Here is a 14,724-nt window from a genome sequence, read left to right as displayed (position 1 = left end):
AAAACTATTTTTTGAAACATCATGTATTCAAAAAAGAGAGTGTGACAATTTTTGTCACACCCTCTTTACATAATTATATGCACTACCTAAAGGGAAGCGAATCCATCTATTAGGCAAACATATAGTAGTCGGGCGCAACCATCAAAATAAGTCAACTAAAAATGAGCTGGAGGAAATTTTATGAAGATTTTATTTTCAACAATGATTGCGGCTGGTTTACTTTTTACATTAACAGGCTGCGGAAACGAAGACCCAAGTAAAGCATCGATCGATTCGATCAGTGCGGAAACATCGACGGAAGTAAGCAACTCTGCAACGCAAGGTCAAAGTATTTTTAATGGCGAAATCGAAAGTATCTCAGAACCGGATGATTCGACGATACAAATCAAAGTGATCAACGTAAAAGAAATAAAAGACCCGGAAAATATCGGAAGCTCTTTTACGAATGATGGTGTCATTTTGAATGCGTCTGAGGAGCAACTAAAAGATGGAAAAGAGGCATTCGAGAAAGGCGATCAGATCGAGATAATATTAGTAGAAAATTCCATAATGACAATGTCGATCCCACCGCAGATCCCTGGTAATTCGATTGTCGAAATAGCGCGGATCGAAGAATAGGACCACTTCTCTAAAAAAACTTGAATTAATAGTTTGCTAGTCCACATACGTACCGCAAAGTTAGGAAAGTAGTGGAAAAAACTACATTTTCTTCCTAACGAAACAGAATAAGCAGCGGGAACAAAAGTAACAAATCCGAAGCATAAAAAGCAGATTTTTAAGAATTTGAAAAACAAATTTTTGGAATGTTTGCTTTTTTCTTGTGACATAACACTTTGTCCGGGCTTCTTTTACATAAATGAATCTACATGGACCAAAGAACAACCAATGCAGTTGTTAAAGGCAAACAGCTAGGCACGATCGTCAAATAAGTAAACTAAAATGATTTGAAGGAGGTATTCATGAAACGTATTTTTTCATCGATAATCGTCATCGTATTCCTTTCGTTGACTGGTTGCGGAAACCAAGAGAACGATGATCTCTCAGAAAAAAAAGAACGGTACGTCTACACTGGCGAAATTTTCAGTATTTCGGAAAGTGAAAAATCGATACTTACTATCATAGTAACGAATATAAAAAACATAGAAGAATCAAAGGATTATGCTGGTGATATGGTTTTGAAAGCGACTGCTGAAAAATTGAAAGATGGCAAAGACTCTATACATGTTGGTGATCAAATCAAGTTTGTACTGAAGGATTTGCGAATGACCAAGTCGGATCCTCCGATAGTCTTTCTTGATTCTTTGATCGAAATAGCACGTATTGAATCGTAGACAGTAGGATTTTAGAAAAAAATAAAAAAATGAAGGAGATTTGAAATTTTTTCTTTTCGAATCTCCTTAAATTATAATGAAAATGTTATAATGGCGTGGAAGGAGTGAAGGTATGAACCATTTGGAATTATCTAAACGTTTAGCGAAGGTGGGAGAATTTGTTCCAGAAAATGCTCGTTTAGCAGATATTGGCTCTGACCATGCTTATTTACCAGTAGCACTAATGTTAAAAGGAAAAATCCAATTTGCAGTTGCTGGCGAAGTAGTAAAAGGTCCTTATGAATCAGCGAGGAAACAAGTGCGAAAGGACGGCTTAGAAAAGCAGATCACTGTACGTCTGGCAAATGGCTTAGATGCAATCGAAGCAGAAGATCAAATTGATGCAATCACGATTGCTGGAATGGGTGGTTCATTGATTCGGGAGATCCTAGAAGCTGGTAAACAAAAAAATCGCTTATCTGGGAACGAACGCCTGATTCTTCAGCCAAATATCGGTGAACGAACATTGAGAAGCTGGTTGCAAGAGAACAATTATCAACTCATTGCAGAAACGATTTTAGAAGAAAATAAAAAAATCTATGAGATCCTTGTGGCGGAAAAGACACAAGAGAAAGTCACCTATAGTGAAAAAGAATTGATGTTTGGTCCCCACTTATTGAACGAGTCCAATGAAGTGTTTCTCAATAAGTGGCAGCGAGAACTGAAACAGCGACAAACGATTCTGCAACAGCTGGCTCATGCAACAAATCAGCAAGCCAGAAAAGAACGAATGGAAAGTGAAATCAAAATGATTGAGGAGGTGCTAGGCTAATGACAGTCGACGGCAATGTGTTCATTCGCAAATTTGAAGAATACTGCCCTCAATGGCTGGCAGAAGACGGCGATCCTGTAGGTCTACACATTGGGACGTTGAATAAACCGATCCAACGAGTGATGATGACGCTTGATGTTCGACCGGAAGTCGTAAAAGAAGCCATTGATAAAAAGATCGATCTATTGATTGCAAAACACCCGCCTATCTTTCGACCAGTGAAACGTTTAAATACAGATGTTCCGCAAGAAAAGATGTATGCGGATCTATTGAAACATGATATCGCTGTGTATGCTGCACATACTAATATGGATATTATTGAAGATGGGTTAAATGATTGGTTTTGTGAATTGCTCGGTATCAAGGTCGAAAACTACTTAGTCAAAACACATGAACGTCATTATAAAAAGCTGGCTGTATATATACCTGTGGAACAATCTGAAGAATTACGTAGAGCATTGGCTCAAGCTGGTGCAGGACAACAAGGAAACTATGACTCTACCAGCTTTACTACGATCGGCCAAGGACGCTTTCGTCCAAATGATTCAGCTCACCCTGCAATCGGTGAAGCTGGTCAACTGGAGAAGGTCCAAGAAGCAAAAGTAGAAGTCATTTTTCCGGAGCATCTTGAGCAAAAAGTACTTCAAGCAATGTACGCGGTCCATCCATATGAAGAAGTGGCTTATGATCTGTTTAAAATCGATGAGCCAACTAAAACATGGGGTCTGGGCCGTATCGGAGAATTGCCAGAAGAAATGCCTCTCGACGCTTTTGCAGCCAAAGTGAAAGAAGCTTTCCAATTAGACGGACTTCGTGTCGTACGTCCCACAGAAAAAGAAGTAACTGTCAAGCGAGTGGCAGTCTGTGGTGGCAGTGGGGAAAAATTTTATCCTCATGCACTGTCTCAAAAAGCTGATGTTTATATTACTGGCGATATTTATTACCATACAGCACAGGACATGCAGAGCGCCGGTCTTGCAGCCATTGATCCGGGACATTATATCGAATCATTGTGCAAAGAGAAGTTTATCGAAAAATTTGAATCTTGGAAAAAAGAAGAGGATTGGTCTATTGACTTCTTTGTTTCTGAAACAGATACCAACCCATTTCAATTTAACTAAAAGGAGAGAATTTTATGTACGAAAATCTTTTACCCCGTTTTTTACGCTATGTTAAAACAGAAACACGCTCAGATGCAACAAGTCAAACGACACCATCTACTCAAACACAAGTCGCTTTTGCACAAGTTCTAAAAAAAGAACTAGAAGAACTTGGATTGTCGGATGTTTTCTACAATGAAGAAAATGGTTTTGTGATCGGTACATTACCAAGCAACGTGGATCGTCCTGTGCGTTCGATCGGTTTCATCTCCCATATGGATACAGCTGACTTCAATGCGGAAGGGGTCAATCCTCAGATCATTGAGAATTATGATGGGGAATCGGTCATCGTACTGGATAGCGAAGAACGCTATACGCTAAATACTAAGGACTTTCCTAATTTAAAGAACTATGAAGGCCAAACATTGATTACGACAGACGGCAGTACGCTACTGGGAGCAGATGATAAAGCAGGGATCGCTGAAATCATGACAGCAATGGAAATCTTGATCAAAAACCCAACGATTCCACATGGTGAAATCAAAGTAGCATTTGGTCCAGATGAAGAGATCGGTGTAGGGGCGGATAAGTTTGATGTTGAAGCATTCAATGTCGATTTTGCATATACTGTCGATGGCGGTCCATTAGGTGAATTGCAATATGAGACATTTAGCGCAGCTCAAGCAGAGATTTCGATCCAAGGAAAAAATGTCCATCCTGGTACAGCAAAAGACACGATGATCAATGCGTTGCAATTAGCGATTGATTTTCATAACCAACTGCCAGCAGATGAAGTACCGGAAAAAACAGAAGGTTATGAAGGCTTCTTCCATTTGATGGCCTTGAATGGAAATACGGAAGAAGCAACGATGAGTTATATCATCCGCGACCATGACCGTGAAAACTTTGAAGCTCGCAAAGCATTGATCACGGAGATCCAAGAAAAATTGAATCGTCGATTTGACCAAGAACGAGTAAAAGTCAATATGTATGATCAATACTACAATATGCGTGAAATCATTGAAAAAGACATGAGTATCGTCGAACTAGCCAAACAAGCAATGATCGATCTAGAAATCGAACCGATCATTGAACCAGTCCGTGGCGGAACGGATGGCTCAAAAATTTCATATCTAGGTATTCCGACCCCTAACCTATTTGCTGGTGGAGAAAACATGCACGGACGCTTCGAGTTTGTTTCTCTTCAAGTAATGGAAAAAGCGGCAGATGTAATTGTAAAAATTGCGGAATTGAACACAAACGTTTAAAATTGAATAGGATGTCGGATCAATCAGCTAGTTGATCGGTTCGATAAACGTCGGGGGGAGGACGAATTCCAAGTGGAACCGTCTATCCCCTTGATTTTTGTGTGAAATTAGGAGGCAAAAGAGTATGGAAAAATTGCTGGTCTTTTATAATGAAAGCTCAGGAAATGACGAAGGCGAAAAATTAGCAAAATGGTTCAAAGATTACGTGAGTGAAAAGCGACCAGAGCTAAACGTTTATTTAACGGAAACCGGTCCTTCGGTGAAACACAAGACACTTGTAAAAAAAGCAGAAGAGCACGAAGCAGATACCTTGATCATCATTGGGGGAGACGGAACGATCCATCATATAGTCCAAGCTTTCCAGAAGAAACTAGAACATTATCAAGTAGGATTATTACCCGGGGGAACAGTCAATAATCTAGCAAAGGTACTTGGAATCCCTATAGAAAAAGAAGAAGCGGCAGATGTTATTTTAGGGGAAGCCATTCGTAAAATCGATTATGGAAAAGTAAATGATGAAGTGATCATTTCTACATTAACGATCGGGATACTCGCTGATACAGCTGTTTGGATCAGCCAAAAGGAAAAACAACGATATGGATCTTGGATATTTATGAAGCGTTTTGTCAATCTATTGCTGAAAAAGAAAAAATATCATCTAGATATCAAAACAGAGAACGAACACTGGAAAGGAAAAACGCAGTTACTGACAGTTACGATGACGAATTCTGTTGGTGGGTATACGAATTTTGATGATTCTGCTAGTCCAGATGATGGAAAATTCCACATAACGATCATTCCATCTCTTGATATTTTCCGATTTATCTTTTATCTTCCTCGTATAATCAAAGGAAAAATCTATTCAGTCCCTGGGATCACTTATTTGACAGCAAGTCAAATCAATATCCAAGCGCAGGAAAAAAAGGTTGGCACTCGTACAGATGGTGATACCACCGATGATTTACCAATTGAATTAGTCGTTGTTCCCAAGGGACTATCTGTATTTGTTCCAAAAGAAACAAAATAATTTTTCTGACTAGTTGGAGGAAAAAACATGAATGCAATTTTATATAACCCTTTGTGGTTTTATCTGGTACTTGTAAATATTTATTTGTTTTGTTTGATGGGGTATGATAAACGTCAGGCAAAAAAAGGAAAATGGCGCGTACCAGAAAGTAATTTGATCTTTGTTAGTTTACTAGGCGGCGGCATTGGCGGATTGATCGCACGAAAAGTCTTTCATCATAAAACGAGAAAAAAGAAATTTACAATTGGATTTATGGCGGGTGTACTCGTTGATTTGATTTTGATTTATTTTTTTCATTAAGGAGTAGTCAATGTCAACTAAAGGAACAAAAACAAAAATAGCCTTAAATCTGCTTTTATTGATAGGAATACTAGCCATTATTTATTATTTGATCAATCAATCATTTGCAGATATATTTGCTGAATTACTATCGACAAGTTTAGTTGTTATTGTTGCAGCATTAGTATTAGGAACACTTTATCAACTTGTAGAAGGACGCTCCATCAAAGAAATTGCAGAACCTTTCGCCAATGATTTTTCTACGATGGACGGCTTCTGGACATCCTGTTATATTGCATTTTATCGGATCGTATCTTTCGGTACAGGAACGTTGATCTCGGAGATTTATTTCTATAATAAAAAAGGAATGAAATTCTCTCAAGGCGCTGGTGTCACGGCATTGCACATGATCATGTACAAACTGGCTGTGATCACGTATGCCATCATCGGTTTGATTGTCCAGTTCTCGTTATTCTATTCTAAAGGACCATCCATGATTTGGTTCATTATTGCGGGGATCGTCTTGACGGGTCTCATTATTGCTTTTCTGTTATTGATCTCAATAAGTTTGAACCTTCAAATTTTCTTTGTCAGTGTGTCAAATAAATTATTCAAAAGTCAAAGATTGCGAAAATGGGTCGATACCTGCAATACACAAATCTATTCACTGAGAGAAACAGTCCAGACGATCGTAAAAGATCGAACAGCATTGCTTCGAGTCTATTATTGGAATATGCTCAAGCTCTTGTTCTGGTATGTGATGCCATATATCTTCTTGGTTGAAAATCATCCGAATATTGATTTCTTACTGACCTTTTCATTTATTAGTTTTGCGGTAGTATTGTCTGGCGTGATCCCGACACCTGCGGGAATCGGTTCATTTGAATTTGTCTATCTGTTATTATTCAAACCTTTAGTCGGAACTGTCGATGCAGTTTCGTCCTTACTCCTCTATCGTTTCAGTTCATTTATTTTGCCATTTATCTACGGGTTCTTTTATGTCGTAGCTGATCGCAGAAAAGTACTAAAAAAAGAGATCAAAGAAGTAAAAAGAGAAAAAGAGCAAAATCATTGATCAAATAAGAGAGGAGGTTGGGACAGAAGTGTTTAACTCCGAGAAATAAGAAGAAATTAACGAAAATTGCTTTTCAAATTTTTGTGAATTTCGGCTTATTTCCGAAAAAACTGACTTTTGGACGCCGTTTATTCAAGAGTCTGTAACAAAACTGACATTTAGATTTGTCTATATTCTCTAAACACAGTAACAGGTGGAAGCAAAAGATCACTTTTTGTTTCAGCCTGTTTCTTTTTTAAAAATAGGTAAAGAAGTGTAAGATAAAAGGTAGAAAAGTAACGTTATTCTTTGACCAATATTGACCAAACGAGTATAATAATAATCGTAAAGAATTGATGAAAAACAATTCATACTCTTTATTCAGGAGGTAAGAAGATGAATATTGAAAAAATGACAACTACGCTACAAGAAGCGATTGCCGAAGCACAACAAATTGCTGTCACTCGGAAACATCAAGAAATCGACATTGCCCATTTATGGAAGATTTTTTTACAACCAAATCATTTTGGCCGTAATCTATACACAGATGCCGGCTTAGATGTCGAGGGCTTTGAAAGAGAAGTTGACCGTGTGCTTGACGAATACCCGACCGTATCAGGAGCAAATGTCCAATATGGTCAAAATCTCAGCCAAAATCTATTTCATTTGTTAAATGAAGCTGACCAAATCAGAGAAAGTTTCGGTGACGAATATCTTTCAACTGAAGTGGTTATTTTGGCATTGATGAAATTGAAAAATTATCCGTTGACTGTGTACTTAACGAAAAACGGATTATCGGAAAAAGAACTTAGAAACAATATTGAAGAAATGAGAGGTGGAGAAAAAGTGACCTCAAAAAATCAAGAAGAACAATACAAAGCGTTAGAAAAATACGGAGTGGATCTGGTCCAACAAGTACGTTCAGGTAAAATGGACCCAATTATTGGCCGTGATGAAGAAATTCGTGATGTGATCCGCATCCTTTCACGAAAAACAAAAAACAACCCTGTGTTGATTGGGGAACCAGGGGTAGGTAAAACAGCGATCGTTGAAGGATTAGCACAACGAATCGTGCGCAAAGATGTACCAGAAAATCTAAAAGACAAAACGATTTTTTCTTTAGATATGGGCGCATTGATTGCGGGAGCAAAATTCCGTGGTGAATTTGAAGAACGACTAAAAGCTGTCCTTAAAGAAGTAACGAAAAGCGATGGTCGAATCATTCTATTTATCGATGAAATCCATAACATTGTCGGCGCAGGCAAGACCGAAGGAAGCATGGATGCTGGTAATTTGCTAAAACCAATGCTAGCACGTGGTGAGCTTCATTTGATCGGAGCAACCACGTTGGATGAATATCGACAATATATGGAAAAAGACAAAGCCTTGGAACGTCGTTTCCAAAAAGTACTAGTCAAGGAACCAACAGTAGAAGATACGATCAGTATTTTACGTGGCTTAAAAGAACGCTTTGAGATCCATCATGGAGTCAATATCCATGACAATGCACTAGTTGCTGCTGCTACACTTTCTGATCGCTATATCACAGATCGATTCTTGCCAGATAAGGCAATCGATTTGATCGATGAAGCCAGTGCAACCATTCGTGTAGAAATGAATTCTATGCCAACAGAGTTGGACCAAGTCACACGCCGATTGATGCAATTGGAAATCGAAGAAGCGGCATTAAAGAAAGAATCAGATGATGCCAGCAAGAAGCGATTGAAGAACTTGCAAGAAGAATTAGCGGACTTGCGCGAAGAAGCGAATGCAATGAAAATGCAGTGGGAAACAGAAAAAGAAGAAGTCAATACAGTTTCTTCTAAACGTGCAGAAATCGATAAAGCAAAACATGAACTAGAAGATGCAGAAAACAATTATGATCTTGAACGTGCCGCTGTTTTGCGTCATGGAACGATCCCACAATTAGAAAAAGAATTAAAAGAGTTAGAAGCAAAAGCTAAAGATAGTGACATCAAAATGGTGCAAGAATCAGTGACTGAAAATGAGATTGCTCAAGTAGTCGGTCGTTTGACAGGGATTCCTGTGACGAAATTAGTTGAAGGTGAAAGAGAAAAACTAATGAAGTTGAACGAAACCTTGCATAAACGAGTAATCGGACAAGATGAAGCAGTAGATGCAGTCAGTGATGCAGTGATCCGCTCTCGTGCTGGGTTACAAGATCCAAACCGTCCGTTAGGTTCATTCTTGTTCTTAGGGCCAACTGGTGTCGGTAAAACGGAACTAGCCAAAGCATTAGCCGAAAACTTATTTGATTCTGAAGAGCATATGGTACGGATCGACATGAGTGAGTATATGGAAAAACATGCCGTCTCTCGTTTAGTAGGAGCTCCTCCAGGCTATGTTGGTTATGAAGAAGGCGGTCAGCTAACGGAAGCGGTAAGAAGAAATCCTTATACCATCGTTTTACTCGATGAAATTGAAAAAGCACATCCTGATGTCTTCAACATTTTATTGCAAGTGTTAGATGACGGACGTTTGACTGACTCTAAAGGACGTGTCGTAGATTTCAAAAATACCGTATTGATCATGACAAGTAATATTGGTTCACAATTATTACTAGAAGGCGTGACAGCGGAAGGTACGATTCCAGAAGAAGTCGAAGAACAAGTGCGAACGATCCTTCGTGGCAATTTCAAACCCGAATTCTTGAATCGAATCGATGATACGATCCTCTTCACACCGTTAAGTTTAGACAATGTAAAAGGTATCGTCGATAAGATGGTGGCACAATTAGCCAAACGACTAGAACATCAAGAAATCTTCTTGACGATCAGCGACGAAGCCAAAACATGGATCGCTGAAAATGCGTATGAGCCAGCTTATGGTGCACGTCCATTGAAACGCTTCATCACGAAAGAAGTGGAAACACCTTTGGCAAAAGAAATCGTGTCAGGTCGTATCACGCCTAAATCAAAAGTAACGATCACTTTACTTGATGAAAAACTTCATTTTAAAGCAGAAGAATTAGTTGAAGAAGTATGATACGAAACATTGACCAATAAAATAGATAGTTGAAAATAGCTTCCTGAAGCACATTCCAAAATGAGGCGGGACAGAAGTATTCCTTACTTTTGTTCCGCGCGTATTGGATAGGCAACAGGAAGCTATTTTTTATCCAGAAGAAAGACAAAGTAAATTAGCTTCAGTTAATTGTTTCAGTTTACAAGATCTCCATCAAACTAACCTACAGCTAATGAAGAGAAAAAGGGGAGAGGGAAGCAAGTGGTATTTTTATCACACCTATTAAATCGAACTGCCATCGAAAAGTTGATCTTTTTGAAAAAAATAAGTCGAAATTCTCAAAAACTAAAAAAAGTTTTCGCGAATCTCGACTTAATTTCTTAAGATGTCATATAACTGTAAAGTGCATTCAGCTATTTGCTTTTTATGATCTCTAAACGGTAGCTTTCAAAATAAGCCGGATCATTTTTTCCTTGCACCCAAGCAAAAATCCCCATGAGCAAGGCACCAACTGTGTTCGTCAGTAAGTCCCCCATCGTGTCCATCAATGCAGCCCGACCAACGAATAGTGTACCATCAGAAGCCGCGAATCGTTGCAGATTCATTCCTAAGAATTGATCGCAGAGAAATTCCCAGAATTCCCAAAAGACACCACATAGACCAGCAAAGGCAAAACCGAAAAGCAAGAACAACCAAGGACTTGTTTTAGCGATAGGCGCTTTTTTTAGAAGCAACCCGATCAATCCATAGCCCAATGCTGTCAGCACCATCGGACTCACCGCATGTAAGATTTTATCCCAAAAAGAAATGATACTGATCAAATGCATCCCAGTTCCTAAAAAGACCGAGATAAACAAGAAAAACCAATAAAATAGCACGATAGCATCTGGAATATGCAAATGAAATAATTTCTTCATGATCTGAGGGAGAAAAATCAATACGATTCCTGCTAAAGATTCAATAATAAATGTAATCCCTTGAGTCGTCGAATATTTATTGGTGATAAATTCAAAAATGTTGTAGCAAACCACAAAGAGACCAAAAACAACAAGGGCAATCTGCACCTTTTTTACTGTTTTACTCATTCAATTGTCCTCCTTTTAAATAGACCTTCAACGCTTCTAGCAGTTCTGTTTCATCAGAAACGATCGATCCGTTTAATTTGATCAGGCCAACTGTATAGAGATTAAGGTAATGGAATTGATTTTCCGCGACTTGTTGCAACGCCTCAAGTTTCTTAGGGTGTGAACCACCTTGTTGACGGCTGTCGGTATATAGACCGATGACCGGGATACCTTTTGCGTAAGCCACACCAATTTCTGAAGCAACGCCAGCGTCAATCGTCAATCCATCAAGTAAAGCAATCATCAAGTCACTTTCTAAAACTTTTTCCGTATCAGCTAAAGCAATCATTTTGCTATCTGCATAAGCTGTTTTATCATTGATTGCTTCATTTTCTTGAGGCAAATAAACAGTCAGATCTTCTGAGACAGCGCGGATCTTCTTTACAAGCATGGCGTTATAGAGTAAATCACTTTTAGCAAATAATGGGGCAGCAAAATATATATTCATTTTTATCATCCTTTATTTAGAAATAATCACTGAAGTAAGCTTCCATATTCGGAATAATCAATTCCAGTGTCTTTAATGTTTCTTTATCTGTTTCGATCCGTTCGATCCTGGCCAAATAAGAAGCTCTGCGATAATTCATCATCAAACAAGTCAATGTTTGAACAGAAAGACGAACAGGTTGGCCAACAGGTTCGTTGACTATTTTTAAGTGTTCATTCTCATCCCAAACCAAGCCAAAGATACCATTGTTCCAAGGAGCTACCGGATCTTCCACGATAAAATGGAACGGTTTGGCAGAAGCGGCAAAAGGAAAACGTGCAAGGAATTCTTTCACATCAACGATTCTTGCCATAAAATAAGGTTCGATCTGTTCTTTGATCTGGCTATCTTCAATCAAAAAGGCTAATGGTTCATTTTTATAGATATCGCCATGAACCCAGTAGACCATAGAGAAGTGGGCAGAAATGAAATTCCACAGACCATTGCGCGCCTCTTGATTCAAATAGAACATTTCCTTCACATGGAAAATTTCTTCCGCTACCCAATAAAAAAGAACACCAATCGGCTCTTGAGCAGAATTGTAATAAACAGCAGCCGTCCGTTCATCTTCATTCTCAAAACGCCAGTATTCTTCCCAGTGGAAATCACTTCGGAACAATGCCCCATGATTTTGACCAGCAAATTTTTGATAAACTTTATAGACATCCGGATGATCAACAGGCAATCGTTCCACCATACCACTCACCGGCACTTGCTTAGGTAACTGGGTATCACGTATCTTGAAAGACAGTTTATCAGACATGATCTCCCAGCCCTTACGACGGTAGTAAGGAATACTATAAGGGTAAAGATAGGAAATCCATTGCTTGTTTTTACGCATATTATCTAATGCTACGATGATCAAGTCTTGCATCAACCCATGATTTGCGTATTCGGGATAAGTTCCCACACCAGTGACACCCCCCATTTTATAAGGCGTACCATGGATATTCACTTCACAGGGATAGATGGCAATCTGTGAAATCAGTTTTTCTTCGTGAAACCAACCAAATACTTCAGATAACTCCAAAATTGGTCGTTTTGAGCGGATAAAGGCACGCTTGCTTTCAAATCCGCTCTCTTCAATATCCGCTTCAGTTACTTGGAAGACATAAGAGAGCAATTCATTGAACTGATCCACATGTTCTTCTGTAACAGGTTTTAATTCAAGATTTTCTCTGAAATCTCTTTGATCCATTCTTTCATCTCCAATTATTTACTTGTTACTAGTATAGCAAAATTTCAGCAAAAAAACTTCTAAAGCCGACTAGGTAAAAAGTCTTTAAATTCATTCTTTTCATTGATATAATGGAAAGTGCTGATTATAAGAAAAGAGGAGACGCTATGGATATAAAAAAAATGAAACAACGCCAAGAGCAAATTCGGAATTTCTCGATCATCGCTCATATCGACCATGGGAAATCTACATTGGCCGATCGTATTTTGGAAAAGACGAACACTGTGACGTCTCGTGAAATGCAAGATCAGCTATTAGACTCAATGGATCTAGAGCGTGAACGTGGGATCACGATTAAATTAAATGCTGTAGAACTAAACTATACAGCTAAAAATGGAGAATTATATATTTTTCATCTCATCGACACCCCAGGACATGTCGATTTTACCTATGAAGTATCACGAAGTTTAGCTGCGTGTGAAGGAGCTGTTTTAGTCGTTGATGCTGCCCAAGGAATCGAAGCACAAACACTAGCAAATGTTTACTTGGCTTTAGATAATGATCTGGAGATCTTACCAGTCATCAATAAGATCGATCTACCTGCAGCAGACCCTGAAAGAGTACGTCAAGAAATCGAAGATGTCATTGGACTCGATGCAAGCGAAGCAGTTTTAGCCAGTGCCAAAGCAGGGATCGGTATTGAAGAGATCCTAGAACAAATCGTCGAATATGTTCCTGCACCATCTGGGGATTTAGAAGCACCATTGAAAGCATTGATCTTTGATTCAGTCTACGACAGCTATCGCGGGGTCGTATTAAATGTCCGCATCACGGATGGCGTGGTAAAACCAGGAGATAAGATCCAGTTGATGAGCAACGGCAAAACATTTGATGTAACGGAAGTTGGTGTTTTTTCACCTAAAGCTGTTGCAAGAGACTTTTTGATGGTCGGTGATGTCGGTTATATCACTGCAAGCATCAAAACAGTCCAAGACACACGAGTAGGGGATACTGTTACTCTAGCTCACAATCCAGCAAAAGAAGCACTGCCAGGTTATCGAAAAATGAATCCAATGGTTTATTGTGGACTATATCCTATCGATACTTCCCGTTACAATGATCTGCGTGACGCACTGGATAAGTTGCAATTAAATGACGCTGCACTCCAATTCGAACCAGAAACTTCTCAAGCACTAGGTTTCGGTTTCCGTTGTGGATTCTTGGGATTGCTACACATGGATGTCGTTCAAGAACGGTTAGAACGTGAATTCAATTTAGAACTGATCACGACTGCACCATCCGTAATCTACCATGTCAATAAAACAGACGGCTCTATGACAGTCGTAGACAACCCAGCAGATTTTCCTGAACCAGTAACCATCCAAGATGTTGAAGAACCTTTCGTCAAGGCACAAATCATGGTACCAAATGAGTATGTCGGAGCTGTAATGGAACTTTCACAAAGAAAACGCGGAGATTTTATCACCATGGATTACTTAGATGATTACCGCGTAAATGTCGTTTATAATATTCCACTTTCTGAAATCGTTTTTGACTTCTTTGATAAACTAAAATCAAGTACGAAGGGCTACGCCTCACTTGATTATGACATGTCAGGCTATCAAAAGAGCAAGCTAGTGAAAATGGATATTTTATTGAACGGCGAAACAGTCGATGCCTTAAGCTTCATCGTCCATCGTGACTTTGCCTATGAACGAGGAAAAGCAATCGTTGAAAAATTGAAAAAACTGATTCCACGACAACAATTCGAAGTACCGATCCAAGCCGCTATCGGTCAAAAAATCGTCGCCCGTTCAGACATCAAAGCGTTGCGTAAGAACGTTTTGGCAAAATGTTATGGCGGAGATGTTTCGCGTAAACGAAAACTTCTTGAAAAACAAAAAGAAGGTAAGAAACGCATGAAACAAATCGGCTCAGTAGAAGTCCCACAAGAAGCCTTCATGGCTGTTCTGAAAATGGATGAGGACGAACCTAAGAAATAGCAAGGATTGTTTGAAAACAGTGTAAAAAATAGACCATGTTTACATGGATTTGCCACCGGTGTTTTTTTGGCTCTTTGC

13 protein-coding genes are annotated in these 14,724 nt (G+C 39.0%); 10 read left to right on the top strand and 3 right to left on the bottom strand.

Translation table 11 applies throughout. From position 1 onward, the window contains the following. Positions 1-180: 180 nt before the first annotated feature. The 9 genes from FGQ66_RS04795 to clpB all read left to right on the top strand — a co-directional run bounded on the left by FGQ66_RS04795 (position 181) and on the right by clpB (position 9,876). Entirely contained in the window at positions 181-618 is a 438-nt protein-coding gene (locus FGQ66_RS04795) for an LptM family lipoprotein (RefSeq protein ID WP_138301881.1), read from the top strand. Positions 619-959: 341 nt separating this feature from the next. Continuing rightward, positions 960-1,331, top strand: a complete 372-nt coding sequence (locus FGQ66_RS04790) for a hypothetical protein (protein ID WP_138301880.1) — start codon at positions 960-962, stop codon at positions 1,329-1,331. Between the two features lie 112 nt (positions 1,332-1,443). Further along, positions 1,444-2,142, top strand: a complete 699-nt coding sequence (locus tag FGQ66_RS04785; RefSeq protein WP_016176541.1) for a tRNA (adenine(22)-N(1))-methyltransferase — start codon at positions 1,444-1,446, stop codon at positions 2,140-2,142. Next, the gene (locus FGQ66_RS04780; protein WP_138301879.1) at positions 2,142-3,263 is read left to right on the top strand and encodes a Nif3-like dinuclear metal center hexameric protein; all 1,122 of its coding nucleotides are present in this window, start codon (positions 2,142-2,144) and stop codon (positions 3,261-3,263) included. Before FGQ66_RS04785 ends, FGQ66_RS04780 begins: the two co-directional genes overlap by 1 nt. Positions 3,264-3,277: 14 nt before the next feature. After that, positions 3,278-4,510, top strand: a complete 1,233-nt coding sequence (pepT, locus tag FGQ66_RS04775) for a peptidase T (protein WP_138301878.1) — start codon at positions 3,278-3,280, stop codon at positions 4,508-4,510. Positions 4,511-4,634: 124 nt separating this feature from the next. Beyond that, positions 4,635-5,537: a diacylglycerol/lipid kinase family protein gene (locus FGQ66_RS04770; RefSeq protein ID WP_138301877.1), complete on the top strand. Its 903-nt coding sequence runs from the start codon at positions 4,635-4,637 to the stop codon at positions 5,535-5,537. Between the two features lie 27 nt (positions 5,538-5,564). Next, entirely contained in the window at positions 5,565-5,837 is a 273-nt protein-coding gene (locus tag FGQ66_RS04765; protein ID WP_113845706.1) for a DUF1294 domain-containing protein, read from the top strand. Positions 5,838-5,847: 10 nt separating this feature from the next. Beyond that, on the top strand, positions 5,848-6,891 hold the full coding sequence (locus tag FGQ66_RS04760) for a lysylphosphatidylglycerol synthase transmembrane domain-containing protein (protein WP_138301876.1): 1,044 nt from the start codon (positions 5,848-5,850) through the stop codon (positions 6,889-6,891). Positions 6,892-7,266: 375 nt separating this feature from the next. Continuing rightward, the gene (gene clpB / locus FGQ66_RS04755) at positions 7,267-9,876 is read left to right on the top strand and encodes an ATP-dependent chaperone ClpB (protein ID WP_113845704.1); all 2,610 of its coding nucleotides are present in this window, start codon (positions 7,267-7,269) and stop codon (positions 9,874-9,876) included. Positions 9,877-10,268: 392 nt separating this feature from the next. Here the strand turns inward: clpB and FGQ66_RS04750 are convergent, their stop codons facing one another. Genes FGQ66_RS04750 through FGQ66_RS04740 form a run of 3 tightly spaced genes read right to left on the bottom strand, consistent with a single transcriptional unit; the run spans position 10,269 to position 12,664 of the window. Continuing rightward, positions 10,269-10,940, bottom strand: coding sequence for a DUF2238 domain-containing protein (locus FGQ66_RS04750; RefSeq protein WP_005879840.1), 672 nt, complete (start codon positions 10,938-10,940; stop codon positions 10,269-10,271). Next, positions 10,933-11,427, bottom strand: a complete 495-nt coding sequence (locus tag FGQ66_RS04745) for a nucleoside 2-deoxyribosyltransferase (protein WP_081134484.1) — start codon at positions 11,425-11,427, stop codon at positions 10,933-10,935. Before FGQ66_RS04745 ends, FGQ66_RS04750 begins: the two co-directional genes overlap by 8 nt. Positions 11,428-11,443: 16 nt before the next feature. Continuing rightward, positions 11,444-12,664 carry a GNAT family N-acetyltransferase gene (locus FGQ66_RS04740; protein ID WP_138301875.1) on the bottom strand — a complete coding sequence of 407 codons (1,221 nt, stop codon included), beginning with the start codon at positions 12,662-12,664 and terminating at the stop codon, positions 11,444-11,446. Positions 12,665-12,810: 146 nt separating this feature from the next. Between FGQ66_RS04740 and lepA the strand changes: the two genes are divergently transcribed. After that, on the top strand, positions 12,811-14,646 hold the full coding sequence (gene lepA, locus FGQ66_RS04735) for a translation elongation factor 4 (protein WP_138301874.1): 1,836 nt from the start codon (positions 12,811-12,813) through the stop codon (positions 14,644-14,646). Positions 14,647-14,724: the final 78 nt, after the last annotated feature.

The organism is Enterococcus sp. BSD2780061688st2 D3 (assembly GCF_005844145.1).
Lineage (GTDB): Bacteria > Bacillota > Bacilli > Lactobacillales > Enterococcaceae > Enterococcus_B > Enterococcus_B durans.
This window is presented reverse-complemented; position numbering and strand designations above follow the sequence as displayed.

Coding starts and splice junctions, on each gene's coding strand:
- clpB (WP_113845704.1), top strand. CDS start 7,267: ATGAATATTGAAAAAATGACAACTACGCTACAAGAAGCGATTGCCGAA.
- FGQ66_RS04765 (WP_113845706.1), top strand. CDS start 5,565: ATGAATGCAATTTTATATAACCCTTTGTGGTTTTATCTGGTACTTGTA.
- FGQ66_RS04780 (WP_138301879.1), top strand. CDS start 2,142: ATGACAGTCGACGGCAATGTGTTCATTCGCAAATTTGAAGAATACTGC.
- lepA (WP_138301874.1), top strand. CDS start 12,811: ATGGATATAAAAAAAATGAAACAACGCCAAGAGCAAATTCGGAATTTC.
- FGQ66_RS04790 (WP_138301880.1), top strand. CDS start 960: ATGAAACGTATTTTTTCATCGATAATCGTCATCGTATTCCTTTCGTTG.
- FGQ66_RS04760 (WP_138301876.1), top strand. CDS start 5,848: ATGTCAACTAAAGGAACAAAAACAAAAATAGCCTTAAATCTGCTTTTA.
- FGQ66_RS04745 (WP_081134484.1), bottom strand. CDS start 11,427: ATGAATATATATTTTGCTGCCCCATTATTTGCTAAAAGTGATTTACTC.
- FGQ66_RS04795 (WP_138301881.1), top strand. CDS start 181: ATGAAGATTTTATTTTCAACAATGATTGCGGCTGGTTTACTTTTTACA.
- FGQ66_RS04785 (WP_016176541.1), top strand. CDS start 1,444: ATGAACCATTTGGAATTATCTAAACGTTTAGCGAAGGTGGGAGAATTT.
- FGQ66_RS04750 (WP_005879840.1), bottom strand. CDS start 10,940: ATGAGTAAAACAGTAAAAAAGGTGCAGATTGCCCTTGTTGTTTTTGGT.
- pepT (WP_138301878.1), top strand. CDS start 3,278: ATGTACGAAAATCTTTTACCCCGTTTTTTACGCTATGTTAAAACAGAA.
- FGQ66_RS04740 (WP_138301875.1), bottom strand. CDS start 12,664: ATGGATCAAAGAGATTTCAGAGAAAATCTTGAATTAAAACCTGTTACA.
- FGQ66_RS04770 (WP_138301877.1), top strand. CDS start 4,635: ATGGAAAAATTGCTGGTCTTTTATAATGAAAGCTCAGGAAATGACGAA.